The 26180-nt window shown below is 71.9% G+C and carries 21 protein-coding genes; 14 read left to right on the top strand and 7 right to left on the bottom strand.

The features are described from left to right. Nucleotides 1-61: 61 nt before the first annotated feature. From QRN27_RS13415 to QRN27_RS13405, 3 genes are all read left to right on the top strand, one after another. Entirely contained in the window at nt 62-997 is a 936-nt protein-coding gene (locus QRN27_RS13415; RefSeq protein ID WP_285042662.1) for a DUF6807 domain-containing protein, read from the top strand. A 74-nt stretch (nt 998-1071) separates the two neighbouring features. Next, nucleotides 1072-2436 carry a Gfo/Idh/MocA family protein gene (locus QRN27_RS13410; RefSeq protein WP_285042661.1) on the top strand — a complete coding sequence of 455 codons (1365 nt, stop codon included), beginning with the start codon at nt 1072-1074 and terminating at the stop codon, nt 2434-2436. Beyond that, nucleotides 2433-3923, top strand: a complete 1491-nt coding sequence (locus QRN27_RS13405) for an acetylesterase (RefSeq protein ID WP_285042660.1) — start codon at nt 2433-2435, stop codon at nt 3921-3923. The genes QRN27_RS13410 and QRN27_RS13405 overlap by 4 nt, the downstream gene beginning before the upstream one ends. 153 nt (nt 3924-4076) lie before the next feature. Here the strand turns inward: QRN27_RS13405 and QRN27_RS13400 are convergent, their stop codons facing one another. From QRN27_RS13400 to QRN27_RS13385, 4 genes are read right to left on the bottom strand one after another with little or no spacing between them, the layout of a single operon-like run. Then, complete coding sequence (locus tag QRN27_RS13400; protein ID WP_285042659.1) at nt 4077-5543, bottom strand: aldehyde dehydrogenase (NADP(+)); 1467 nt, start codon at nt 5541-5543, stop codon at nt 4077-4079. Nucleotides 5544-5602: 59 nt separating this feature from the next. After that, on the bottom strand, nt 5603-6694 hold the full coding sequence (locus QRN27_RS13395) for a mandelate racemase/muconate lactonizing enzyme family protein (protein ID WP_285042658.1): 1092 nt from the start codon (nt 6692-6694) through the stop codon (nt 5603-5605). A 2-nt stretch (nt 6695-6696) separates the two neighbouring features. Continuing rightward, nucleotides 6697-7638: a 5-dehydro-4-deoxyglucarate dehydratase gene (locus QRN27_RS13390; RefSeq protein WP_285042657.1), complete on the bottom strand. Its 942-nt coding sequence runs from the start codon at nt 7636-7638 to the stop codon at nt 6697-6699. 14 nt (nt 7639-7652) lie between these two features. Then, nucleotides 7653-8651 carry an NAD-dependent epimerase/dehydratase family protein gene (locus tag QRN27_RS13385; RefSeq protein WP_285042656.1) on the bottom strand — a complete coding sequence of 333 codons (999 nt, stop codon included), beginning with the start codon at nt 8649-8651 and terminating at the stop codon, nt 7653-7655. A 125-nt stretch (nt 8652-8776) separates the two neighbouring features. On the opposite strand from QRN27_RS13385, the gene QRN27_RS13380 reads away from it, so the two are divergent. The 4 genes from QRN27_RS13380 to QRN27_RS13365 are packed head-to-tail and all read left to right on the top strand — an operon-like array spanning nt 8777 to nt 14139. After that, a complete protein-coding gene (locus tag QRN27_RS13380) occupies nt 8777-10813 on the top strand; it encodes a DUF6807 family protein (protein ID WP_285042655.1) in 2037 nt (678 codons plus the stop codon). Next, nucleotides 10810-11970 carry a Gfo/Idh/MocA family protein gene (locus QRN27_RS13375; RefSeq protein WP_285042654.1) on the top strand — a complete coding sequence of 387 codons (1161 nt, stop codon included), beginning with the start codon at nt 10810-10812 and terminating at the stop codon, nt 11968-11970. The genes QRN27_RS13380 and QRN27_RS13375 overlap by 4 nt, the downstream gene beginning before the upstream one ends. Continuing rightward, the gene (locus QRN27_RS13370) at nt 11967-13022 is read left to right on the top strand and encodes a M24 family metallopeptidase (protein WP_285042653.1); all 1056 of its coding nucleotides are present in this window, start codon (nt 11967-11969) and stop codon (nt 13020-13022) included. The genes QRN27_RS13375 and QRN27_RS13370 overlap by 4 nt, the downstream gene beginning before the upstream one ends. Nucleotides 13023-13026: 4 nt before the next feature. Beyond that, nucleotides 13027-14139: a glycerate kinase gene (locus QRN27_RS13365; RefSeq protein ID WP_285042652.1), complete on the top strand. Its 1113-nt coding sequence runs from the start codon at nt 13027-13029 to the stop codon at nt 14137-14139. Nucleotides 14140-14160: 21 nt separating this feature from the next. Here QRN27_RS13365 and QRN27_RS13360 read toward each other — a convergent pair whose 3' ends face one another. The 3 genes from QRN27_RS13360 to xylA all read right to left on the bottom strand — a co-directional run bounded on the left by QRN27_RS13360 (nt 14161) and on the right by xylA (nt 18208). Next, nucleotides 14161-15201 carry an NADPH:quinone reductase gene (locus QRN27_RS13360; RefSeq protein WP_285042651.1) on the bottom strand — a complete coding sequence of 347 codons (1041 nt, stop codon included), beginning with the start codon at nt 15199-15201 and terminating at the stop codon, nt 14161-14163. Nucleotides 15202-15454: 253 nt separating this feature from the next. Further along, nucleotides 15455-16885, bottom strand: coding sequence for a xylulokinase (locus tag QRN27_RS13355; RefSeq protein WP_285042650.1), 1431 nt, complete (start codon nt 16883-16885; stop codon nt 15455-15457). Nucleotides 16886-17017: 132 nt separating this feature from the next. Further along, a complete protein-coding gene (xylA, locus tag QRN27_RS13350; RefSeq protein ID WP_056776530.1) occupies nt 17018-18208 on the bottom strand; it encodes a xylose isomerase in 1191 nt (396 codons plus the stop codon). Nucleotides 18209-18395: 187 nt separating this feature from the next. Between xylA and QRN27_RS13345 the strand changes: the two genes are divergently transcribed. From QRN27_RS13345 to QRN27_RS13315, 7 genes are all read left to right on the top strand, one after another. Next, nucleotides 18396-19430: a LacI family DNA-binding transcriptional regulator gene (locus tag QRN27_RS13345; protein WP_285042649.1), complete on the top strand. Its 1035-nt coding sequence runs from the start codon at nt 18396-18398 to the stop codon at nt 19428-19430. 200 nt (nt 19431-19630) lie between these two features. Further along, complete coding sequence (locus tag QRN27_RS13340; RefSeq protein WP_285042648.1) at nt 19631-20821, top strand: Gfo/Idh/MocA family protein; 1191 nt, start codon at nt 19631-19633, stop codon at nt 20819-20821. Nucleotides 20822-20871: 50 nt separating this feature from the next. Next, nucleotides 20872-22182 (top strand): extracellular solute-binding protein, encoded by a 1311-nt coding sequence (locus QRN27_RS13335; RefSeq protein ID WP_285042647.1) that lies wholly within the window; start codon nt 20872-20874, stop codon nt 22180-22182. Nucleotides 22183-22189: 7 nt separating this feature from the next. Then, nucleotides 22190-23116 carry a carbohydrate ABC transporter permease gene (locus QRN27_RS13330; protein ID WP_056014229.1) on the top strand — a complete coding sequence of 309 codons (927 nt, stop codon included), beginning with the start codon at nt 22190-22192 and terminating at the stop codon, nt 23114-23116. Beyond that, nucleotides 23116-24069, top strand: a complete 954-nt coding sequence (locus QRN27_RS13325; protein ID WP_082498793.1) for a carbohydrate ABC transporter permease — start codon at nt 23116-23118, stop codon at nt 24067-24069. The genes QRN27_RS13330 and QRN27_RS13325 overlap by 1 nt, the downstream gene beginning before the upstream one ends. Nucleotides 24070-24117: 48 nt before the next feature. Further along, the gene (locus QRN27_RS13320) at nt 24118-24813 is read left to right on the top strand and encodes a ThuA domain-containing protein (RefSeq protein ID WP_194671002.1); all 696 of its coding nucleotides are present in this window, start codon (nt 24118-24120) and stop codon (nt 24811-24813) included. Nucleotides 24814-24874: 61 nt separating this feature from the next. Continuing rightward, nucleotides 24875-26008: a Gfo/Idh/MocA family protein gene (locus tag QRN27_RS13315; RefSeq protein WP_285042646.1), complete on the top strand. Its 1134-nt coding sequence runs from the start codon at nt 24875-24877 to the stop codon at nt 26006-26008. Nucleotides 26009-26180 lie beyond the last annotated feature (172 nt).

The raw sequence follows: 26180 nt of genomic DNA, 5'->3' as shown, positions 1-26180 counted from the left end.
ACGGAACCTCGTCCCCGAGCCCGTCGACGGCCCAGCATCCGACCGACCGGAGGACTCCGTCGTGATCGAGCACCACCCGTCGACGGGCCTCGCCCTCACCCACGAGGTCGGTTCGGCCGTCACCGTGCACCTCGACGGCGTCGAGATCCTGCGGTACACCTACCGCCCGGACACCGTCCAGCGCGAGTCGCCGAAGCCGTACCTCCACCCGGTGCGGACCGCCGGCGGCGCCCTCGTGACGCTGGCGCGACCGCACGACCACGTGTGGCACACCGGGTTCGCCTGGGCGCTGCCGCACGTCGGCGACGACAACTTCTGGGGCGGGCCGACGTTCACCGGCACCGCCTACGAGCAGCTCGAGAACAACGGCCGCTCCGAGCATGTCGCGGTCACGGCCGTCAGCGCAGAGCCCGATGAAGCGAGGTTCGCGCACACCCTCGCGTGGATCACCGAGGGCGGTCGGCGTATCGTCGACGAGGAGCGCGCGCTCACCGTGCGACCGGTCGCCGACGCCTGGACACTGACGTTCGAGACCCGGATGCGCAACGTCTCCGGTCGCGAGCTGTCGATCGGTTCGCCCACGACGAAGGGGCGGGAGAACGCCGGCTACGGCGGCCTCTTCTGGCGGGGTCCGCGCTCGTTCACCGGAGGGACCCTCTACACCCCCGACGGGAGCGGCGGCGACGAACTCCGCGGCACGAGACACGCGTGGATGGGCTTCACCGGCCTGCAGGACGGCACCGCGGCGGCCTCGAGCGTCGTCATGGTCGACGACGAACGGAACCCGGCGCACCCACCGCAGTGGTTCGCCAGGACCGAGGAGTTCGCCGGCCTCTGCCCTGCGCCGTTCTTCAGCGAGGAGCTGCCGTTCCGCGACGAGGAGACCCTTGAGTTCCGGTATGCGGTCGTCATCGCCGACGGAGACGGCGCCGACGGCCGGGCGGCATCACTCGCCCGATCCGGTCGCGACGCCCTCCGCCGCACCCCACCCGCCTGACCCGTGGTGAGAGGCGGTCTCGTCCCGCCCGCCGACATCGCCACCGCAGCACCGACCCGGAAGGACCATCGCGCATGACCACGACCCGCGAACGCTACGCCCTCATCGGCACCGGACACCGGTCCCAGATGTACCTCGACGCCATCGTCGGCCCGCACGCCGACGTCGCGGAACTCGTCGCCTGGAGCGACAGCAACCCGGGCAGGATCGACCACTACGAGCGCCTGCTCGCCGAACAGGGCGTGGCGCTGCCCGCGCGCTACGGCCCCGACGACGTGGAACGGCTCATCACCGAGCAGCGCGTGGACCGCGTCATCGTGACGACCCCGGACTACACGCACGCCGAGATCGTCTCGCGGGCGCTCCTGGCCGGTGCCGACGTGATCGTCGAGAAGCCCCTCACGATCGACCGCGACGGCGTCGAACGGATCGCCGCGGCAGTCGCGGAGAGCGGCCGGAACGTCGTGACGACCTTCAACTACCGCTACAGCCCCCGCAACTCGGAGCTGCGGCGGATCGTGCAGGACGGCCGGATCGGCCGGGTGACGAGTGTGCACTTCGAGTGGGTGCTCGACACCGTCCACGGGGCCGACTACTTCCGCCGCTGGCATCGCGAGAAGGAGCACTCCGGCGGTCTGCTCATCCACAAGGCCTCCCACCACTTCGACCTCGTCAACTGGTGGATCGGGGCACGCCCGGCCTCCGTGTACGCGTCCGGGGGCCTGCGGTTCTACGGCGACGTCAATGCTGCCGAGCGGGGCCTCGGGCAGCGACCGGAGCGGGGGTCGGTGCCCGACGACGCCGAGGCGGCCGCTCGTGGGCGGTCGTCCGACCCGTTCGTCCTCGACCTCCGGGACGACCCGCGACTCGAGTCGCTGTACCTCGACGCCGAGCAGCACGACGGCTACCTGCGCGACCGCGACGTCTTCTCGCCCGGGATCAGCATCGAGGACAACCTGTCCGTCCTCGTCGACTACGACGGGGGCGCCTCACTCAGCTACTCCCTGAACGCGCACGCGCCGTGGGAGGGGTACCGTGTCGCGATCAACGGGACGGAGGGGCGGGCCGAACTCGAGGTGGTCGAACGCGCCGCGGTGCTCGTGGGGAGCGACGGCCGCGTCGTGCTCGACCCGAGCCTGCACGCGGACGCCGCTGGGGCTGGGACGGGAGCCGGTACGGGCCGCCCGGTGCGTTCGCGTGGTGAGCGCCTCGTGCTCCAGCGGCACTGGGAGGAGGCCGAGGAGGTCGCCATCCCCGAGGGTGTCGGTGGCCACGGCGGCGGCGACGCGTACCTCCTGCGCCACCTGTTCGACCGCATCACCGAGGACGAGCTGGGACGCCCCGCCGGGTACGACGACGGTGTGCGGGCGATCTCCGTCGGCATCGCCGGCAACGAGTCGCTGCTGACCGGTCGTCCAGTGGCGACGATCGCGCCATGAGCGCCGGGCCGGGCGTGGTTGGCTCAGCCTCCGAGCCCGCGGTGTCCGGCAGGGTCGCCGGGTCGGAGCCGGGCGCGGCCGCGGAGCCCATCTCGTTGCCCGAGCCCGCCCCGGTCGCTGAGTCGGCCCTGGTGGCGGAGCCCACCCCGTTCCGCGAGCCTGCTCCAAGCCCCGAATCCGAACCGGCCAACGGAACCGACCCGGTCACCGGAACCGACCCGGTCACCGGAGCCGACCCGGTCACCGGAACCGACCCGGTCACCGGAACGGACCCGGTCACCGAGCTTGTCGAGGTGCGCTCGCTCGCGCCTGCGCCGGGCCGGGACCCCGCGCTGCATGCGCTCGCGGCCCGATCCCGCGAGGCGGCCGGGCAGGTCGACTCCGCGGCCCAGTCGCGTGCCGCCACGCGTGGTCGCCTCGCCGAGGTCCTCGGGCTGCTACCGCGCCCGCGGATCGCGGAACCCGCCGAGCGGCTCGGGGAGTGGACCCGCGACGGTGTCGACGGGGTCGAGCTCCGCTGGTCGACGGGCTTCGGTGCGCCGACCTCGGCGTGGCTCCTCCGGCCGGCCGGTGAGACGGGCGCCCTGCCCGGCGCCCTGGCGCTGCACGACCACGGCGGTTTCACCCGGGTGGGGCGGGAGAAGCTCGCCGACGGCCCCGTCGGGGTGCCCAGTACGCTGACGGTCTCCCGCGAGGAACTGCAGGCGTTCCGCGACCGCTACTACGGTGGTCGCGCGGTCGCGTCCGACCTCGCCCGCGATGGGTTCGCAGTCCTCGTGCACGACGCCTTCGGCTGGGGATCCCGACGGACGCCCGACGACGCGATCGCCGACCGGTTCCATCGGAGCGTCGACCTGCAGCTCGCCGGTCGTCGGGCCGAGTCGATCCGGGACGGCGCGGCGGCCGCCGAGGTGACGCCCGGGCAGCGGTCCGAGCTGCTCGCAGCCGCGAACGAACCGCAGCTCGCGAAGGAACTGGGCGTGCTCGGCACCTCACTTGCCGGCCTCGTCCTCCGAGACGACCTCATCGCCATCGACCAGCTCGCCGCCGCGCACGGTGTCCGTGCCGACGCCGTGGGCTGCTTCGGGCTCTCCGGCGGTGGCGCGAGGGCGGTCCTGCTGGCGGCCATGGACGATCGGATCCGTGCCGCGGGCGTCGTGGCGATGATGTCGACGTTCGCGGGAGTGCTCGACGGGCATGCCGATCAGCACTCCTGGTCGTTCCTGTCGCCCGGGCTCTCCCGTGTCGGAGACTGGCCGGCGCTCGCCGCCCTCCATCCGACGCTCCCGCTGCTCGTGCAGTACGCCGAGCGTGACGAGCTGTTCGAGCGGGCGGGCATGCGTGACGCACACGCGATCCTCACGGAGCGGTACCGGGCCGGTGGTCGCCCTGGCGCGTACACCGGCACCTTCCACGATGAACCGCACCGCTGGTCGGTCACCATGCAGGCCGAGCTGCGCGCCTGGCTCACTGCCGCCCTCGCCTGACCGGCCTGCCCCGGATCGTCTCGTCCCGACCCGCTGTTCATCTCGTCCCTAACTCAGGAGAGTTGCGGTGTGTCGGGGCTTGGGCGGGGCCGGGTGGGGCAGGCACGCCGGGGGAGTCCTGAGTTAGGGACGGGGTGGGACGGGGGGAGGTGGTCAGGGTCTGGTCGGAAGCTCCAGGACGCCGTCGACGCGGCGGGGGAGGCGGAGCGGGTTCGACTCGTGGAGCGCCTCGGGGAGCACGTGCTCGGGGGCGTCCTGGTAGACGATCGGACGCTGGAACCGGCGGACGGCGGTCGCCCCGACAGAGGTGTGGAGTGACGTGGTCGCCGGCCACGGCCCACCATGGTGCTGCGCCCAGCCCACCGCGACACCCGTGGGCCAGCCGCCGAAGAGCACGCGGCCGGCGAGCGGTTCGAGCCGCGACACCAACTCGGTGACGTCCTCGTCCGCCGCCGCGTGCACGGTGGCGGTCAGGGCACCGCCCACCGCGGCCAGGACCGTGTGGAGATCCCTCTCGTCGGCGTACTCGATGATGAGCGTCGCCGGGCCGAAGATCTCCTCGAGCAGGACCTCCGGGTCCTCCAGCACCGTCGCGGCGGTCGTCGCGAGGACGGTCGCGACGCCCGATTCCGGCGCTCCCGCGTCGCCTCCGAGGAGCGTGCGCACCCCCGGGTGCGCGGCGGCACGAGCAGCACCGCTCTGATAGGCGTCGGCGATGCCCGGCGTCAGCATGCGCCCCACGGCCGTGCCGTTCGCGGCCTCCGCGACGAGTTCGGCGAACCCGCTCCCCGCCGGCACGAGGACGAGGCCGGGGTTCGTGCAGAACTGCCCGACCCCGAGCGTGAACGATCCGGCCAGCCCGCGCGCGAGCGCCTCGGCGCCGTCGGCGAGCGCCGCCCCCGTGATCACGACCGGGTTCGTGCTGCCGAGCTCGCCGTAGAACGGGATCGGCGCCGGTCGCTGCGAGGCGAGGTCGAACAGGGCCCGGCCACCGGCGAGCGAGCCGGTGAATCCGACGGCGGTGACCGCCGGGTGCTGGACGAGCGCGGTGCCCTGCTCACGACCCTCGACGAGCGCGAACGTCCCCTCAGGGGCGCCGGCATCACGCAACGCCTCGGTGACGATCTCGGCGGTCAGCCGGGAGAGTCGCGGGTGCGCCGAATGGGCCTTCACGATCACCGGGCAACCGGCGGCCAGCGCCGACGCGGTGTCACCGCCGGCGACCGAGAACGCGAATGGGAAGTTCGAGGCGCTGAACACGGCGACGGGGCCGGTGGGCCGCAGCATCCGCCGCAGCTCCGGCTTGGGCGGGGTGGCGGCGGCGTCCGCGTGGTCGATCACGACCTCCAGGAACGCGCCGTCGCCCAGGACCGCGGCGAACAGTCGTAGCTGCCCGGTCGTGCGCGCGACCTCGCCTGCGAGTCGCGTCGTCCCGAGGTGGGACTCCTCGTCGGCGAGCGCGACCAGCTCGGTGACCCGCCCGTCGAGGGCGTCGGCGACCGCCTCGAGCCAGGCGGCGCGCGTCGACGGCGAGGATGCCGCAAGGTGGGGTGCTGCCGCGGCGGCGAGTGACGCGGCCTCATCGACGGTCGTGGTGATGCTGGTCGTGCTGGTGCTCATGAGAACTCCTCGGGACTGGTGTGGTGTCGGCGGAACTGACCGGCGGCCGGACAGGTGGTTCAGCGGGCGGCGTCGACCCCGACGGGCTGCTCGCGGATGGTGAAGCCGAGGCCTGGCCGGGCCTCGACCCGCGCCCAACCCCGGCTGATGGTGACCGGTCCTGGCGCGTCGATGGCACCGATCGCCACGAAGTCCGCGTCCTCCACGTCCTCGATCTCGACCGTCTGCGGCAGGGCGAGCGCGAGTTGCCCCGAGAGGTCGGGGAGGAGGTGCGGGGCGAGGGTCAGCCCGGCGTCCTCGACGAGCTCGGCGATCCGGAGGAACGGGGTGACACCGCCCACGCGGACGACGTTCGGTTGCAGGACATCGGCCACGCCGCGGTCCACGAGGTCGCGGAACCGATGGATCGTGTGCACGTTCTCGCCGAGCGCGATCGGGATGTCCGTCGCCTGGCGCAACCGCTCGTACCCGGCGGTGTCGTCGGAGCGCAGCGGCTCCTCGATCCAGGCGGGGTCGACGACGGCGAGGCGTTCGAGTGCCGAGGTCGCCCGTTCGAGGTCCCAGCGCTGGTTCGCGTCGATCATGAGCCGACGGTCGGGGCCGAGCAGCTCGCGCACCATGGTGAGGCGGTCGAGGTCCTCGGCGACGTCGGGCTTCCCGACCTTCACCTTCACCGCGTCGTGACCCGACGCGATCCATCGACCGACCTGCGCCGCGAGGGCGTCGGCGTCGAGGTGCAGGTTGACGCCGCTTCCATAGGCACGGACGGTCTCGCGTCGACGACCGAGCAGCTCGGCCAGTCCGAGTCCCGCCCGCCGCCCGCGGAGGTCCCAGAGCGCCGTGTCGAGCCCGGCGAGGGCGATGGTCGTGATCCCGCCGCCGCCGGCCTCGTGCAGGTGCGCCCAGAGCTGCGGCCAGAGCACCTCGGGTTCGATCGAGGAGCCGAGCGCGGCGGCCGTGATGTCGTCGTCGAGGAGGGCCCGGACCGCGGTCGCGCCGATCGTCGGCGTCCACGTGAAGCCGGAACCGGTCGCGCCCTCGTCGTCGACGACGTCCACGCGGATGAGGTGCAGCCACGGCGCTTCCGGCACCCAGGGCCGCGGCATCGTGAACCGCTGCAGGGTGGTGGTGATCGAGGCGATCGCCGGCATCGTCAGCGTCCTGCTGCGAGGGTCGCGTGTTCGGCGACGAGCTCGGCACCGGTCGCGAGGAGCGCCGCCAGCCGGTCGGTCTGCTCCGGTGTCGGGTCGACGAACGGCGACCGCACCGAGCCGACGGGCAACCCGCCGAGTCGGACACCGGCCTTGATGAGCGACACCGCGAACCCGGGCGTCTCGTCGCGGAGGGCGACGAGCGGGCGGTAGAACTCGCGCAGCAGCCGTTCGCGCAGGGGTTCGTCGTGGTCCGTGTAGGCCCGGTAGAACAGGGTCGCGAGCTCGGGCAGCATCGCGAAGACCGCGGAGGAGTAGAGCGGGATGCCGATGCCCCGGTAGGCCGCCTGGGTGAGCTCCGCGGTGAGCAGGCCGTTGAAGAAGGCGAAGTCCTCGCGGCCCTCCTCGTGCACGGCGAGCACGATGTCCTGCGCGGCGGCGACGTCGCCGACGCCGTCCTTGAAGCCGACGACCTGCGGGTTGCGCGCCAGGTGTCGCATCGTCTCGGTGGTGTACCGGGCGTTGTTGCGGTGGTACACGATCGCCGGGAGGCTCGTCGCCGCGAGGACGTCCTCGACGTACCCCTGCAGCCCGCGCGCCGGGCCGGTCACGAGGTACGGCGGCATGAGGAGGATCGCGTCGGCTCCGGCGTCCTCGGCCGCGACGGCGAGTTCCCTCGCGATCGCCACGCCACCGCCGGCCCCGGCGATGACCGGCACGGCCCCGTCGACGACCTCGACCGTCCGACGGACCACGCGCGCGGCCTCCGAGGGCGACATCGCGTGCAGTTCGCCCGTCCCGCAGGCGGGGAAGACTCCGCCGGGCCGGTGTTCGAGTCGCGACTCCAGGTGGGTGCCGAGGAGACCGAGGTCGACCTCGCCCGCCGCGTCGAAGGGGGTGATCGGAAAGTACAGGACGCCGTCGAAGGCGAGCGGTGCTGGCATGGTGGTGGTCCTCGTCATCTGGGGGTCGTCGTCGGTGTGTGCGCCGGGGTCGTGGTCTGGGTGTCGGTCGGAGCGTGGTGCCGTGGGCGACCGTCGGCGGCGAGCATGCCGTCGAGGCGGGCCCACTCCGTGGGGCTGAGGGCCGATCGCCAGCCGTGTCGAGGCCGCCAACCGAGGTCGGCGGTCGCCTTCGCGCTGCTGAACGCGGCACTGCGGTCGACGAGCGTCTCGGCGAACCCCGCGGTGCTCGGCACCATGGCGGGTAGCAGCCCGGAGAGCGGTTCGAGGGCGAGGGCGTCGTCGGCTCCGACGAAGTACACGCCACCGGAGTGCGGGGCTGCCGCGTGCTCGATCCAGGCCGCGACGAAGCGACCGGCGTCGCGGGCGTCGACGTAGTTGTAGAGGGACACGGCCGCGAGCGCTGGATCGGCGAGCCGGTCGACGATCGTGTGCCCCTGTTGTGTCGGTGCGCCCTCCCACTCCTCGGGGGAGACGACGAAGCACGGGCGGAACGCGCCGGTCACGACCGCGTCGCCGTGTGCTCGGGCGAGCATCGCGACCGTCGACTCGATGGCCACCTTCGATAGGGCGTAGGCGTTCCACGGGGCGACGGGGTGGGTCTCGGTGAGGGGGAGTGCCTCGGGTGCCCAGCCGTGCGGGGCCCCGTAGCCGATGACTGTCGGGCTGCTGGCGGCCAGGATTTTCGTGGCGCCGGCGGCGATCCCGGCGGTGAGGACGGTGAAGGCCAGGGCCTGGTTCACCGACAGGATGACGTGTTCGGGAGCGCTGAACGGCACGGCGATCGCGGCCAGGTGGACCACCGCGTCGGGCTGCAGGGCAGCGAAGCGTTCATGGGTGGCGTCGTGGTCGAGGAGGTCGGCCACCACGCCCTCGACGCCGGGGAGTCCCGGGTCGGAGCGGTCGACGGAGACGACGTCGTGGCCCGCGGTGACCAGTTCGGCGGCGACACTCCGCCCGAGTCGTCCGGCACCGCCGGTGACGATGATGCGCATCGGTGTCCTCTCTGACCACGCCTGCGTCGAGACCCTCGACGCCGAAACCGAGAAACCGGTTTCTCAGAGGAACCCTATAGGATGATTGCGAACCGCACCACCCGGCACGATCCGAGCGAGGACGCATGAGCAACCGGTTACCCGCAGCTGGGGCCACGCCGACCATCTCCGACGTCGCCCGGCGCGCGGAGGTCTCGAAGGCGACGGTCTCGCGGGTGCTCAACGGCAAGGCGACCGTCGACGCCGAGATCGCCGGCCGGGTCCTCGCCGCGGTGGACGCCCTCGGATACCAGCCGAGCATGCTCGCCAGGAACCTCTCCCTCGGGCGGACGAACACCGTCGGCGTCGTCGTGCCCGACCTCGAGAACCCGATGTTCCAAGAGATCCTGCGCGGCGTGACCCGGGCGGCAGCTGCCGACGGCTACCGCGTCCTCGTGACCGACACCGAGGAGGACCCGAGCGATGAGGCGGCCGCCGCCCGGGAGGCCCGCCGCCGGTGCGACGCGATCGTCCTGTGCTCGCCGCGCCTGGCCGAACCGGAACTGCGCGCCCTGCTCGCCGAGCTGCACCCGGTGGTCCTCGTCAACCGCGAGCTCGCCGACTCGCCGGTGCCCTCGGTGTCGATCGACTACGCGAGCGGGATGGAACAGGTGCTCGCCGAACTGTCGGCCCTCGGGCACCGGCGGGTCGTGTACCTGGCGGGGCCCGCCGCCAGCCAGGGCGACCGCCTCCGTCGGGTCGGCATCACGCGTGCCATCTCCGCACGCCGGGAGCTCACGGTCGACGTCGTCGCCGCGGGCTCCGCGCTGGTCGACGGCGCCGCGGCCGTCGACGCCGTGCTGGCGCTGGACGCGACCGCCGTGGTCGCCTTCAACGACCTCGTCGCCCTCGGGCTCGTGTCGGCGCTGCGCCAGGCCGGCGTGTCTGTGCCCGCCGACCTGAGCGTGGTCGGGTTCGACGACATCCCCTTCGCCGCCTTCGCCGTGCCCGCGCTGAGCACGGTGTCCGTCCCACGCCGCGAACTCGGAGCGGAAGCCTGGACCCGCCTCCGCGACACGATCGGGGGTGCGACGGGTGGTCACCCGCTCGTCTTCCGCCCGCGGTTCGTCGCCCGGGAGAGCACCGCGGTGCCGCGAAGCGTCGGCGAGGTCGCCTGGGTGGCCGCCGAGGAGCCGAACGCCCTCGTCGCCCGGCTCGGCGCTCGCGAACTCCTCGTCCTGCACGACGGCGGCGGGCTCGCCCGGGCGGACGCCCCGCGACCGTTCGCGCACCCCGTCACCTCCCTGGCCGGAACCGTCGTCACGGAGTCGGCACCGGACGACCACCCGCACCACTTCGGGCTCTCGATGGCCGTCGCCGACGTGGACGGCGTCTCCTACTGGGGCGGGCGAACCTACGTCGCCGGGCAGGGCTCGACGCTGCTCGACAACCACGGGGTCCAACGGGTGGTCGAGGTCGAAGCCGGGACACAACCGGACCCCGGCACGCTGCGGCAGGCCGTGGACTGGATCGGGCGCGACGGGACGACCCAGCTGCGGGAGTCTCGCGTCACGGTCGTCGAGGAGATCGCACTCCCGACCCCGACCGCCGCCGCCGCCGACGACGACGCCGACCGCGCGGACGACACCGCACCCCGCTCGGCCCTACGCGTCCTGGTCTCGAGCACCCTCAGCGCCGCCACCGGGGTCGTGACCATCGGATCGCCGGCCACGAACGGACGCGAGGGCGCCGCCTACGGAGGCTGGTTCTGGCGGCTACCGGCCGGCGCTCGACGATCGGTGCTGAGCGCCGACGGGCCCGGCGAGGCGACCGCTCACGGTTCCCGCGCGGCCTGGGTAGCGTTCGTCCTCGACGCCGTACCGGATGACGCCGCCCCCGATGCCGACACCTCCCGGCGAGCGGTCACCGTGCTCTTCCGACAGCCGGGTGGGCAGACCTTCCCCTGGTTCCTCCGCGCCGCCGAGTACCCCGGTGTCGGCGTCTCGCTCGCGACCACCAGCCGCACCACCATCACCGCCGAGAACCCGCTGACCACCGGTCTGGAGGCGGTCGTCGTCGACGCCGCGCTCGACGCCGGGCAGGCCGCGGCCATCCACCGGGCGCTCCTCGCTGCCGTGGACCGCCCCACCACCCAGCGACCCACCACCGGGAGTGACACATGACGACCTCGAATCAGCATCCCGTCCCCACCGTCGTGGTGGTCGGCATCCACGGCCACGGCGCCAGCCACGTCGACGCGGCCAGGGCGCTCGCCGAGACCGGCGCGATCCGGCTGGTCGGGCTCGTCGACCGCGCCTTCACGCCCGAGGACCACGCGGCCGGCGACGCCCCACTGTACGAGTCGCTCGACGACTGCTTCGCCGCCGGGCAGGTGGACGTCGTCATCCTCTCCACGCCGATCCACACCCACCTCGACCTGGCCGTCGCGGCGCTCGAGCACGGAGCCGACGTCCTGCTCGAGAAACCGCCGGTCACGTCGAACGACGAGCTCGACCACCTGCAGGCCGTCGCGGAGCGGACCGGCGGACTCGTGCAGGTCGGGTTCCAGAGTCTCGGGTCGCACGCCATCGGCCAGATCACCGAGCTCGTCGCCGCCGGGGAGATCGGCCCGGTCACGGGGCTCGAAGCGACCGGCACCTGGGTCCGTACGGTCGGGTACTGGACCCGCGCCGCGTGGTCGGGTCGACGCACGCTGAACGACGTGCCGGTGGTGGACGGGGTCGTGACGAACCCGCTCGCGCACGCGGTCCAGACCATGCTCCGACTCGGCGGGGTCACGGACCGCGCCGCCATCGCGACCATCGAGCTGGACCAGTACCGGGCGAACGACATCGAGGCGGACGACACCTCCGTCGTCCGCGTCACACCGCGCAGCGGTCCGACCATGACGGCGGCACTCACCCTCTGCGCCGAGGACACCACCGACCCGGTCGTCACGGTCCGCGGTGAACGCGGAGCGATCCGGTTCGTCTACACGAAGGACGTCGTCGAGGCGGTCGTCGAGGGTCGGCCCGTCCAGCAGTGGACGACCGACCGGACCGCGCTGCTCCCCGACCTCCTCCGGGCCAGGGTCGACGTCCGCGCGGGTGGGGAGGCGGCGCTCGTCAGTTCGCTGGCCGACGCCTCCGCCTTCACGGCGGTCCTCGACGCCGTGCGGTCGGCGCCCTCCCCGCACCCCATCCCCGCGGAACTCGTGGACTGGCGAGGGACGGGCGAGGACCGCCACCCCGTCATCCCGGGGATCGAGCGGTTCGTCGCCGAGGCGGCCACCACCGGGAGCACCTTCGCCGAGCTCGGCACGCCCTGGGCACGCCGATGAGCGACGCGCGGCCGGGTCCCGACGAGGACGACCGTCGGCGCAAACACGCCCGCCTGGTGGAGCTGCTCGACGCGCAGGCCGCCCGGGCGATCGTGCTGCGCTCGGCGGCGGCGGTCAGCTGGTACCTCGACGGCGCCCGCGTCCATGTGAGCCTCGCGGCCGATCCGATCGTCGCGGTCGTCGTCTCGCATGACGACGCGTGGCTGGTGGCGACCTCGAACGAGGCCGAGCGTCTGCAGGCCGAGGAACTGCCCGACATCCGGGTCACGACCGTGCCCTGGCACACGCCGATCGACACGGTGCTGCCGAGCGGCGCCGGGGTGCTTCGGGAGTCGGATGTCCCAGCCGAGCTGCGGGCGGCGCGGGCGTCGCTCCTGCCCGCCGAACTCGAGCGGTTCCGCTCGCTCGGCCGGGAGACGACCGCCGAACTCGAGACGCTCATCGGACGGCTCGATCCGAGCTGGACGGAACGCGCGGTGGCGGCGGACCTCGCGTCCCGCCTGGTCGCCGCCGGGATCGATCCGCTCGTGCTCCTGGTCGCCGGGACGGACCGCCTCGCGCACCGGCACCCGCTCCCGACCGACGGGCCGCTGGGCTCCCGCGCGATGGTCGTCGCCTGCGGGCGCCGGGACGGGCTCATCGTCAACCTCACGCGCTGGTTCGACGAGGGCGGTGCCGCACCGGAACCCTTCGCCACCGACATGCGTCGGATCCGAGCCGTCGAGCGCGCCTACCTCGACGCGACGGTGCCGGGCGCGACCCTCGCCGACGTCTTCCGCGCGGGCACCGCGGCCTACGCGGCCCAGGGCTTCGGCCCCGAGGAGTGGACCCGGCACCACCAGGGCGGTGCCGCGGGCTACGCGGGACGCGACCCGCGCGCCACCCCCGACACGACCGACGTCGTGCAGCCGTGGCAGGCGTTCGCCTGGAACCCGACTGCCCCCGGCGTCAAGGTGGAGGACACCGTCGTGGTCACGCCGGACGGGGTCGAGGTGCTGACCGACGCCGGGGCCGGCTCCACCGCCGTGGAACCTCCCCTCGTGGCAGGCTGAGGCCATGGCACCGCACATCGTCATCGCCCCGGACTCGTTCAAAGGCACCGCGACCGCGGCCGAGGTCGCTGCGGCGATCGCCGACGGCTGGCGCACGGTCCGGCCCGACGACACCGTGCAGCTCCTGCCGATGGCCGACGGCGGCGAGGGGACGCTCGACGCCTTCGCGGCCGCCGTGCCCGGAGCGCGCCGACACCCGATCACGGTCACCGGTCCGGTCGGTGAGTCGGTGGAGGCCGAGTGGCTCGAACTGCCCGACGGCTCGGCCGTCGTAGAGCTCGCCCAGACGAGCGGGCTGACCCTGCTCGACCCGCTGCAGCCGTTCGCGGCCCACACGACCGGCTTCGGGGAGGCCATCGCGGCGGCGCTCGATCACGGTGCCCGTCGCCTGCTCCTCGCGATCGGCGGCAGCTCCAGCACGGACGGTGGCGCCGGACTCCTCACCGCGCTCGGGGTCCGGCTCCAAGATGCGGACGGCGGCGGGGCGGTGCCGGGCAACGCCGGACTCGCGACGCTGGGCCACCTCGACGTCGGCGGCCTGCGGCCACTGCCGGAGGGCGGCGCGGTCATCCTCAGCGACGTCACCAACCCGCTGCTCGGCGACCGCGGGGCCGCAGCCGTCTTCGGCCCGCAGAAGGGCGCCGCCGCCGAGGACGTCGCGGTGCTCGACGCGAACCTGGCGCGGTTCGTGAGCCGGGCCGCCGCAGCGTTCGGGCCGGAGCGGGCGGAACGTGCCGCGGTCGAGGCCGGCGCTGGGGCGGCCGGCGGAGCGGGCTACGGCCTCCTGCTCTGGGGCGCGACGGCCACCTCGGGCGCGACCGGCGTCGGTGACGCGATCGGCCTCCCAGCCGCAGCGTCGACGGCCTCGGTCGTCATCACCGGCGAGGGGCGCTTCGACGACCAGACCGCCGACGGCAAGGTCGCCTCCCACGTCGCCGGCCTCGCTCGCGGCCGGACCATGCTCGTCGCCGGAGCGGTGGAGGCGCCGACCGAGGCGCAGTTCGCCGACGCCGTCTCGCTCACCGAGCTCGCCGGCGGGGTCGAGGCTGCGATGGCCGAACCGCTTGTGCACCTGCGTGCGGCAGGGGCGGCACTGGCTGCCCGGTACCGCCCCTGATCACGTCGTGCGCGGCATGCGTCACGCGGTGACGTCGATGAGGACCTTCCCGACCGTGTCGTCCTCGACGGCGGCGTGGGCACCGGCCGTGTCGGCGAGCGGGAACACCGTCAGCGGCAGGCCGTGCTCGCGGCCCACGTCGAGCGCGCCGGCTTCGATCGCCGCCGTGACGTCCTCGGCGGCGGCCTGGAGCGCCGCGTCGCCGACGGTGTAGAGCAGCATGAACTGGAGTCGCGTGTTGAGACCCATGTGCGGCCGGATGTCGAGCGTGACCTGGTCGCCGCCGTTGTTGGCGTAGCTGACCACCGTGCCGCGCGGGGCGAGGACGGCCTGGTCGAGCTCGAGGTTCTGCGCGATGGCGACCTCCACGACGAGGTCGACGCCCTGCGGTGCGACCTCGCGGATGGCCGCGGCGGTGTCGCCCTCGCGGTAGTTGACGACGTGGTGGGCTCCGGCGGCAGTCGCGAGCGCTGCCTTCTCGTCGTTGCTGATCGTGCTGACGACCGTCGCACCGGCCCAGCGCGCGAGCTGGATCGCCGCGTTGCCGACGGCACCCGCGCCGCCCTGGACGAGGACCGTCCGGCCGTCGAGGGCACCGGGGGAGAGCCGGGTCGGACCGTCCTGCGCGACCGTGAGCGCCCGGTGCGCGGTCATCGCCGGGACGCCGAGGCTGGCCCCGAGTTCGAAGGAGGCGGCGTCGGGCAGCGGGACCACCCGGGCGACGGGCTGGACCGTGAACTCCTGGGCGGTACCGAGGGGGCTCTCGTGGGCCGCGAGGTAGACCCAGACGCGGTCGCCGACGGCGAAGGTCGTGGTGCTCGCGTCGTCGGTGGTGGGACCGACCGCGTCGATCACGCCGGCGCCGTCGAGGTTCGGGACGACCTCCGGGAAGGGCATCGCACCGGAGGGGCCGCCGCCGCGCCGGGTCTTCCAGTCGGTCGGATTGACGCCGGAGAACGCGAGCTTGACACGCACCTCGCCTGGGCCGGGCTCCGGAATCTCGCGCTCGACGAGCTGGAGGACGGACGGGTCACCGTTGGCGGAGTAGATGATGGATCGCATACCGGGCCCAACGCCTCCGCCGAGCGGAAGATTCCACGCGCACTTCGACAGGCTCAGCGACCGAACACCCCTTGGTCCCTGAGCTTGTCGAAGGCCCGGCCGCCTCAGGGACCGACCCCCCCTGGTCCCCGAGCCTGTCGAAGGGCGGCGCTGCCTCAGGAACCGACCCCGCCTGGTCCCTGAGCTTGTCGAAGGGCGGACCACCTCAGCGACCGAGCCTCCTGGTCCCTGAGCCTGTCGAAGGGCTGCCGCGTCAGGCGCGGGCGGCGTACTGCGCCCGCGCGACCCCGGAGGTGTCGACCGCGCCCGCCGGCGCGTCGGCGACGTCGTCCGTACCGGCCATCGGCCACGCCGGGCGAGCGCCCGTCAGCGCCCAGGCCGCCTGCACGGCCGCGCCGTCGGCGACGTACTCGCCGGGGGCCGGCACCACGACCGGCGCGTCGAACACCTCGCGGGCGATCGCCTGCACGGCCGGGTTCTGCGCGGCACCGCCGATGAGGAGGACCCGCTCCGCGGTGACGCCCTGCGAGAGCACCGCGTCGAGGCCGTCGGCGAGCCCGCAGAGGAGCCCTTCGATCGCGGCCCGGGCGAGCCCCTCGCGCGTCGTCGACTCGAGGGTCATGCCGAACAGCGTGGCCGTCGCGTCGGGCCGGTTGGGGGTCCGTTCCCCCTCGAAGTACGGCTGCAGCACGAGTCCCCGGGCGCCGGCGGGGGCGTCGAGCGCGAGTCGGCCGAGCTCGGTGTGGTCGACGCCCAGCAGTGCGGCGACGGCGTCGAGGATCCGGGCGGCGTTGAGCGTCGCGATGAGCGGCAGGAACGCGCCGTCCGCCGAGGCGAAACCCGCGACGGTCCCGGAGGCGTCGCGCACGACCGCGGGGGTCACGGCGAACACGGTCCCGCTCGTGCCGATCGACACGACGACATCACCGGCCGTGGCTCCGAGCCCGAGTGCGGCGCCCGCGTTGTCGCCGGCGCCGGGGCCGATGATCGTGTCCGCGCCGACCAGGCCACCGTCGATCCCGGTCCCGGCCGACTCGTCCGGTCCGAGCACGCGGGGGAGGATCGCGTCGTGTCCGAGGGCCGCGACGAGCAGCTCGCGGTCGTACTCGCCGTCGGCGGGGGACCAGTAGCCGGTGCCGGAGGCGTCGGAACGGTCGGTCGTCAGCTCGGCGAGATCCGCGCCGAGCGGGCTCTCCTCGGCCGGGCCGAAGCCGCGCAGCCGCCAGCTCAGCCAGTCATGGGGAAGGGCGACGGCGGCCACCTCGGTCGCGTTGGCCGGTTCGGCGTCGCGCAACCAGCGCAACTTCGTGATCGTGAAAGAGGCGACGGGGACGCAGCCGGTGCGCCGGGCGAGCTCGTCCGCGCCGAACTCGGCGATGAGGTCGGTGGCGGCCGACGCGCTCCTGGTGTCGTTCCAGAGCAGTGCCGGACGGATGACGCGGCCGTCGACGTCGAGCGCGACCATGCCGTGCTGCTGGGCGGCGACGGACACGGCGGCGACGTCGTCGAGACCGCCCGCTGCGGCGGACGCCTCCTGCAACGCCGCCCACCACGCGGCCGGGTCGACCTCGGTGCCGGCCGGGTGCGAGGCCCGTCCTTCGCGGACGAGCGCTCCGGTGTCGGCGTCACGGATGACGACCTTGCAGCTCTGGGTGGATGAATCGATGCCGGCGACGAGCGTCATCGCTCTCCCTGTTCTCGGTGGTGGGGCGGTCGGGCGACCGCCTGGGCTGGTGTCGGTTGAGACGCGGACGGCGTCCCGTCCCCTGATCCTCTCGGACCGGAGGACGGAACGCCATCCTGGTGGGGTTCCCGTCTAGCGGGCACCCATGAGGTGCTCGACCGCGAGCTGCTGCAGGCGGACGAACCCGAAGCCCTTGCCGCCGAAGTAGGCGTCGGCGTCGAAGTCCTCCGAGGCGGAGCGGTCGGCGAGCAGCTGCTCGACCGTCTCGCCCGGGTTGAGCGTCGGCTCGCGCAGCTCGGGGACGCGCGAGGCTGCGAGTGCCTCCTGGACCTCTGGGTCGGCGCGGAACGCCTCGGCCCGCTCCTTGAGCAGGAGGTACATGCGCATGTTGGCCGCCGCGGAGTCCCAGACGCCCGTGATGTCCTCGGTGCGGCTCGGCTTGTAGTCGAAGTGGCGGGGGCCGTCGTAAGCCGGTCCGCCGTCTGCTCCACCGTGCTCGAGCAGGTCGACGAGCGAGAACGCGTTCTGGAGGTCGCCGTGGCCGAACACGAGGTCCTGGTCGTACTTGATGCCGCGCTGGCCGTTCAGGTCGATGTGGAACAGCTTGCCCTGGTACAGCGCCTGGGCGATGCCGGCCGTGAAGTTGAGGCCCGCCATCTGCTCGTGGCCGACCTCGGGGTTGATGCCGACGAGCTCGGGGCGTTCGAGCGTCTCGATGAACGCCATCGCGTGGCCGAGGGTCGGGAGCAGGATGTCGCCGCGCGGCTCGTTGGGCTTCGGCTCGATCGCGAAGCGGATGTCGTAACCCTTGTCGGTCACGTAGTCGCCGAGGAGGTTGACGGCCTCGCGGTAGCGCTCGAGCGCCGCCTGCACGTCCTTCGCGGAGTCGTACTCGGCGCCCTCGCGGCCACCCCACATGACGAAGGTCTTGGCCCCGAGCTCGGCGGCGAGGTCGAGGTTGCGGAGCACCTTGCGGAGGGCGAAGCGACGCACCGCGCGGTCGTTGGAGGTGAAGCCGCCGTCCTTGAAGACGGGCGCGCTGAAGAGGTTGGTGGTGACCATCGGGACGATGACGCCGGTGTCGGCGAGGGCCTGCTTGAGGCGGTCGATCTGCTTCTGCCGCTCGGCGTCGGTCGAGCCGAAGGCGAAGAGGTCGTCGTCGTGGAAGGTGAGGCCGTAGGCGCCGAGTTCGTTCAGGCGGGTGACGGCTTCGACCACGTCGAGGTCGGGGCGGGTGGGGCCACCGAACGGGTCGGTCCCGTTGTAGCCGATCGTCCAGAGGCCGAATGAGAACCGGTCGGCTTTGGTGGGGGTGAGAGGCATGCGGATGATCCTTCAGCGTCGTTGGCGAGCGGATGATTTGTTGTTAACCACAACTTATCGACCAGAATAGCAGATCGGGCTTCGGTCGTCACCGCTCGTTCGAAGCGAAATATTTCGTTAGCATGGCGGGAACTTCTCGACGACGCGATGGCCGCCCGGCCCGACGGCGAGGGATCGGAGGATCCGGATGAGTGACGACGTCGCGATGCAGCTCGGAGGAGCCGGCGGCCGCGCCACCCTGTCGCGCATCGCCCGCGAGGCGTCCGTGTCGGTGTCGACGGCCTCGAAGGTGCTCAACGGGCGCCCAGGGGTCTCGCCCGACACCCGGGAGATCGTCGAGCGCCTCCTCGACCGCCACGGCTACAGTCGCCGCGGCGCCGAACTCGCCCAGGGCTCGCTCATCGAGTTGGTCTTCGAGTACATCGACAGCTCGTGGTCGCTCGAGATCATCCGCGGGGTGGAGAAGGTGGCACGGCAACACGGGATGAGCGTCACGCTCACCGAGACCGGGGCTAGGCGGTCGACAGGCGAGGGCTGGGTGGAGAGCATCATCTCGCGGAAGCCCGTCGGCGTCATCCTCGTGTTCTCCGACATCGACCCCGCCTACCGCCGCCAGCTGCACACGAGGAACATCCCGGTGGTCGTCGTCGACCCGGCTGGCGATCCCGGCCCGGAGGTCGCGGCGATCGGCTCCACGAACTGGTCCGGCGGCATGGCGGCCACCCGCCACCTGATCGAGCTCGGGCACCGCAGGATCGGCCTGATCTCGGGGCCCCAGGACCTCATGTGCTCGCGGGCCAGGGTGTCCGGCTACCGCTCGGCACTCGAGGAGGCCGGCATCCCGCTCGACGAGTCGATCCTCCGGCGCGGGGAGTTCGTCCCGGAGGCCGGGCGCCTGCTGGCCCTCGAACTGCTGCAGCTGGACGACCGCCCGACCGCCATCTTCGCCGGCAACGACATGCAGGCGTTCGGCGTGTACGAGGCGGCGCGCTCCCTCGGCATCTCGATCCCCGAGGAGCTGTCGGTCGTGGGCTACGACGACGTGCCGCCCGCGAAGTGGGTGGGGCCGGCGCTCACGACGATCCGACAGCCGCTCATCGAGATGGCCGAGGAGGCGACGCGGCTGGTGCTGAAGCTCCGGTCCGAAACGGTCGACAACATCCGCCTCGACCTCGCGACCTCACTCGTCGTCCGCGGCTCCACCGCGCCGCCGGCCGCCTAGCCCGCCTGCTCACCCGCCCGTCCGCCGGTCCGCTGTCCGGTGTCGCCCGGCCTGCCCGGGGCTCGCTCGCGAAAAGTTTCCAATGGGTCAGGGAGAACTTGCGGCCGGTCGAGCGCCGGGGCTAGCTTCAGGGTCACCGCAGCGACGCGACCCGGAACACCGGGACCCGCGGCTGCGCGGACAGCTCGGGAGCGTCACACATGGGTGGAAGCGGACAGCCGGAACTCCGGGTCGCGATGATCGGCTACGGCTTCATGGGGGCCGCGCACTCGCAGGCCTGGCGGACCGCACCACGTTTCTTCGACCTCGACGCCGAGCCCGTCATGGCCACGATCGTCGGCCGCAATCCGGAGGCGCTGGAGGCGGCACGGGTGAAGTTCGGCTGGCAGTCGGCCTCGACTGATTGGCGCAGCGTCGTCGAGGACCCGTCCATCGACATCGTCGACGTCTGCACCCCTGGGTCGTCGCACGTCGAGATCGCCATCGCCGCCCTCGAAGCCGGGAAGCACGTGCTCTGCGAGAAGCCCCTGGCGAACAGCGTCGAGGAGGCGGAGCTCATGGTCGCCGCCGCCGAGGCCGCCAAGACCCGCGGTGTCCGCTCCATGGTCGGCTTCAGCTACCGTCGCGTGCCGGCCATCGGCTACGCCCGCCAGCTCATCGCCGAGGGCGTGCTCGGCGACGTCCGCCAGATCCGCGCGCTCTACCTCCAGGACTGGTTGACGGACGCGGAGGGCCCGATGACCTGGCGCCTCGACAAGGACCAGGCCGGTTCCGGTTCCCTCGGCGACATCGGTGCCCACGCCATCGACCTCGTGCAGCACCTGACCGGCGCGCAGCTCGACACGGTCAGCGGGACGCTCGCCACCTTCGTCACCGAACGGCCCCTGCTCGGCGAGACGGTGGGCCTCAGCGGGACCGCCTCCGACGAGCGCGGCGCGGTGACGGTCGACGACGCCGCCTGGTTCACGGCGAAGCTCGTCGGCGGCCTCGCGGACGGCGCCATCGGGGCGTTCGAGGCGACCCGGTACGCGACCGGCCGCAAGAACGCGCTCCGCATCGAGCTGAGCGGCTCCCGCGGCGCCATCGCGTTCGACCTCGAGCGGATGAACGAACTCGAGGTGTACGACGCGACCGCCCCCGCCGGCAAGCAGGGCTTCACCCGCATCGTCGTCACCGAGCCGGAGCACCCGTACATGGCCGCCTGGTGGCCGACCGGTCACGGCATCGGCTACGAGCACCCCTTCTCGCACCAGGTGCGCGACCTCGTCCAGGCGATCACCGCCGGCACCGATCCCGAACCGTCCTTCGCCGAGGGCCTGCAGGTCCAGCGCGTCCTCCGCGCCGTCGAGCGCAGTGCCGGGAACGGCAGCGCCTGGACCCCCACGAACTGATCCGACCCCATCGCACCACCAGCAGCAGCACCCACCAAGGAGAGAACGCAATGACGCTTCGTACTTCACCCCGCCGTCGGACCCGGATGGCCGCAGTCGCCCTCGGCGTCTCGGCCCTCATGCTCGGCGCGACCGCCTGCTCGAGCGGCGGTGGCGCGCCGAGTGGCAGCGCCACGCTCTGGGGCCTCACGGGCACCGACGAGGACACCGTCCTCGGCCCGTCGCTCAAGGAGTGGAACGCCGCCAACGCCGACGGCCAGGTCGCGGCGACCTACTTCCAGAACGACGCCTACAAGACCAAGATCCGTACCGCGGTCGGTGCCGGCAGCGCTCCGACCATCATCTACAGCTGGGCGGGCGGCACCCTGAACTCCTACGTGGACGCCGGCAAGGTCGCCGACATCACCTCGGAGACCGCGGACGCGAAGGGCAAGTTCCTCGAGTCCGTCTGGAACCAGGGCGTCATCGACGACAAGGTCTACGCGGTGCCCATGAACGCGACCACGCCGATCATGTTCTATTACAACAAGGACGTGCTGAAGTCGGCCGGTGTCGAGGTCCCGACCACCTTCGACGAGATCGTCGACGCCATCCCGAAGCTCAAGGCGGCCGGTGTCGCGCCGTTCTCCCTCGCCGGTGCCTCCAAGTGGCCGTCGCTCATGTGGGAGGAGTACCTCGTCGACCGCGTCGCGGGCCCCGAGGCGTTCAACAAGATCATGGCCGGAGAGGCCGACGCCTGGAGCGATCCCGGCATCATCGAGGCGAACGAGAAGATCCAGGAGCTCGTGAAGGCCGGCGCGTTCGTCGACGGCTACGCCTCGGTCACCGCCGACAGCAACGCCGACGTCGCGCTCCTCTACACGGGCAAGGCGGCCATGATGCTGCAGGGCGCCTGGGTCATGACGACCTTCAAGCAGCAGGCCGCGGAGTTCGCCGAGAAGGGGCTCGGTTACACGACCTTCCCGGCCGTGACCGGTGGCAAGGGCGACCCGTCGAACATCGTCGGCAACCCGTCCGGCTACTTCTCCATCTCCGCCGCGGCGACGAAGGAGCAGAAGGCCAGCGCACTGAAGTACCTCACGGACGGCGTGTTCGACAAGGGCTACATCGACCGCATGGTCGAGGCCGGTCAGGTCCCGCCGATCACCGGCATCGACGCGCAGATCGCTGACGCCGGTGGCGACTTCGGCACGACCGTGTACGACCTCACCAAGAACGCCAAGAACTTCCAGATGTCGTGGGACCAGGCGCTCCCGCCCGCACAGGCGACCGCGCTGCTGACGAACCTCGACCAGCTGTTCAACCTGCAGATCACCCCGCAGGAGTTCTCCGACAACATGAACAAGACGATCGGGCAGTGATCCTGCGATGACTGCAACCCGTCAACTGCACGGGGCCGGAGGGGCCGGTGCGGCAGCGATGCGCCGCCGCACCGGCCCCAGTGGCTGGATGGTCGCGCCGGCGCTGGGCTTCTTCCTCGTCTTCGCGATCATCCCGCTGATCGTCGCCCTGTACCTGAGCTTCACCCGCTGGGACGCCATCACGGATCCCGCGTGGGTCGGTCTCGACAACTGGGCCTCCGTCCTCGTCGATCCGGTCGCGATCGACGCGCTCGTCCTGACCCTCAAGGTCATCGTGATCTCCTGGGTCGTCCAGACGCCGATCAGTCTCCTGCTCGGCACGTGGACGGCCGGGAAGCAGCGCAACCGGGCCGTGCTCGGGGCGATCTTCTTCCTGCCCCTCCTGCTGTCGTCCGCGGCGACCGCCATCGCGTTCAAGGCGATCCTCGACCCGAACTTCGGTCTGTCGGCGTCGCTCGGCATCCCGTTCCTCAAGCAGGACTGGCTCGGCAACCAGCAGCTCGTGCTCTTCGTGGTGATCTTCATCATCGCGTGGCAGTTCGTGCCGTTCCACACGCTCCTCTTCCAGGGCGGTGTCCGGCAGATCCCCGCGTCGCTCTACGAGGCGGCGGAGATCGACGGGGCAGGGACGATCAAGCAGTTCTTCCACATCACGCTCCCGCAGCTGCGCTACACGCTCGTGACGTCGTCGACGCTCATGATCATCGGTTCGCTCACCTACTTCGACGTGATCTTCGTGCTCACGGGCGGGGTCCCGAGCGCGGGCACCCGCATCCTCCCGATCCTCATGTACGTGACGGGCTTCTCCGCGAGCCAGTTCGGGCAGGCGAGCGTCATGGCGATCATCCTGGCCGTCATCGGTCTCGCCATCGCGCTGCTCCTCACCAAGCTGAGCGGCTTCGCCAAGATGGACAGTCAGCAGGAGGGCCTCTGATGTCAGCCACCAACCCACTCACGAAGCCCGGCGCCCTGCCGACGGGGAGCCTCGACACCGTCAGCGTCTCCACCGCGGGGTCACGACGCGGTCGTCCGGCCGAGCACGAGACCAGAGGCCGACGTCCCCGCGGCGCGCGACGGAAGCCGAACATCCTCGGCGGCATCGGCGCCTGGATCTGGCTACTCATCATCGTGCTGCCGATCTACTACATCGTCATCACGAGTGTGCGTCCGCAGGCCGGGTTCTTCTCGAGCAACCAGCTCATCCCACCGACCGATCCGACGCTCGACGGCTACGCGCTCGTCCTGCAGAGCGACTTCTTCCTGTACCTCGGGAACAGCGTGATCATCACCGTCGCGAGCGTCGCGGTCACCGTGTTCGTCTGCCTCATGGCGTCGTACGCGATCGTGCGCACCAACTCGCGGTTCACACGGGGAGCGTTCTCGTTCTTCCTGCTGGGGCTCGCGATCCCGCTGCAGGCGACGATCATCCCGCTGTTCTACATGCTCAGCAAGGCGGGGCTCTACGACACGCTCCTGGCGCTCATCCTGCCATCCATCGGGTTCGCGGTGCCGGTGACCGTCCTCATCCTCTCGAACTTCATCCGGGACATCCCGAAGGAACTGTTCGAGTCGATGACCGTGGACGGTGCGTCGAGCTGGCGCACCCTCGTGTCGCTCGTGCTCCCGCTCGCCCGCCCCGCGATCGTCACCGTGGCGCTCTACAACGCGCTCAACGTGTGGAACGGCTTCCTGTTCCCGCTCGTGTTGACGCAGTCGCCGAGCAACCGGGTGCTGCCGCTGTCGCTGTGGACGTTCCAGGGCTCGTTCAGCGTGAACGTGCCCGCGGTGCTCGCCGCGGTGGTGCTCTCGACCCTTCCCATCTTCATCCTGTACCTGTTCGGCAGACGGCAACTGATCAGCGGCATGACCGCCGGTTTCAGCAAGTGACGCCCGATCGACCGACGCCGAATCCGACATATCCCCTGAGAGGAATACATGACTGACAAGCAGGCGCTCGTGGTCCGAGGCGGTTGGGACGGGCACATGCCCGTCGAGACCACCGCGGCCTTCATCCCCTTCCTGGAGGCGAACGGCTTCACCGTGCGCGTCGAGGACGGGACCGCCGTCTACACCGATGCGGACTACCTCGACACCGTCGACCTCATCGTCCAGATCAACACCATGAACACCATCGAGCCGGAGGAGTTCGCGGGCCTCCAGCGCGCCGTCCTGAACGGCACGGGGATGGCCGGCTGGCACGGCGGGATCGCGGACTCGTACCGGAACAACGCCGACTACCTCCACATGATCGGCGGGCAGTTCGCGCACCACGCCGGCAAGGACCCGGCGGAGCGGACCGGCGAGCAGTCCGACAACTACATCCCGTACACCGTGCACATCACCGAGTACGGCCGGCAGCATCCGATCACCGAGGGGATCGAGGACTTCGACCTCGTCACCGAGCAGTACTGGGTGCTGAGCGACGAGTACAACGACGTCCTCGCGACGACGACGCAGGAGGTGCGGCCCTGGGACGCGTGGAACCGTCCGGTGACGGCTCCCGCCATCTGGACGCGCCAGTGGGGGAAGGGGCGGATCTTCGTCTCCGCGCCCGGCCACCGCATCGAGATCGTCGAAGACCCGAACGTCCGCACCATCATCGAACGGGGACTGCTGTGGGCAGCACGCTGAACGGGACCGTCGAAGACCGGTACCAGAACGCCGGCCGCGCCATGATCGAAAGGGGACTGCTGTGGGCAGCACGCTGAACGACACCTCCACGACGACCGGGGGATCGGTCCTCCGGGTCGGCGTCATCGGGGTCGGCAACATCTCGCGCCAGTACTTCGCCGAGTTCCCCAAGTTGCCGAACCTGCGGCTCGTCGTCGTCGCCGACCTCGATCTCGCACGGGCGGCCGAGGTCGCTGCCGAGCAGGGGGTCCGGTCGTCGAGCGTCGACGAGTTGCTCGCCGACCCGGAGGTCGACGTCGTCCTGAACCTCACCATCCCGGCGGCCCACGCGGAGGTCGCGCGCCGCGCGCTCGAGGCCGGCAAGCACGTCTACGGCGAGAAGCCGCTCGCACTCTCCACCGCCGAGGCGCGCCCAGTGCTCGAGCTCGCGCAGGCGAAGGGGCTGCGGGTCGGCAGCGCGCCAGACACCGTCCTCGGGTCCGGTGTCCAGACGGCGCTCGCCGTGCTCGACGCCGGTGCCATCGGTCGGCCGATCGCGGCGGCGGTGGCGTGGAGTGCGCCGGGTCATGAGCTGTGGCACCCGGCACCCGCGTTCTACTACCAGCCGGGCGGTGGGCCGCTACTCGACATGGGGCCGTACTACCTGACGAGCCTCGTGTCGTTCTTCGGTCCTGTCGTGCGGGTGTCGGGCGCGGTCGCGCGCTCGGACCGGGAGCGGACGGTCGCCACCGGTGCGCTCGCCGGCACGCCGATCCCGGTGCACGAGGAGGTCGACACCCACGTGACGGCGATCCTCGAGCACGCGAACGGTGTCGTCTCGACGGTGACCGTGTCGTTCGAGGTGTGGGCCAGCCGGGTGCCGCTGTTCGAGGTGTACGGCACCGCGGGGACCGTCGCGGTGCCCGACCCGAACCGGTTCTCCGATCCCGTGGAGATCTCGACCGCGGACGACCGCACCTGGCGTGCCGTGCCCGACAGCGCCGGCTTCGTCGACGCCGGACGCGGGGTGGGGCTGTCTGACCTCGCCGAGGCGATCGAGCAGGATCGGCCGCACCGCGCCTCGGGCGACCTCGCGTTCCACGTGCTGGAGATCATGGAGGCGATCATCGTCGCCGGTCGTGAGCACCGGGTCGTGGAGCTGACGAGCACCGTGGAGCGTCCCGCACCCGTGCAGCAGACGGTCGCCGTCGGCTGACGCCCGGTCCCGGGAGCCTGCCACCTCGGTCCCTGAGCCTGTCGAAGGGCGGTCCCCGGAACCCGTCGCCTCGGTCCCTGAGCTTGTCGAAGGGCGGTCCCGGGAACCCATCACCCTGGTCCCTGAGCTTGTCGAAGGGCGGTCCCGGGAGCCTGCCACCTCGGTCCCTGAG

It is taken from the genome of Plantibacter sp. LMC-P-059a, from assembly GCF_030209505.1.
GTDB lineage: Bacteria > Actinomycetota > Actinomycetes > Actinomycetales > Microbacteriaceae > Plantibacter.
The sequence above is the reverse complement of the archived record's forward strand: the minus strand, read 5'-3'. Positions and strand labels throughout refer to the sequence as shown.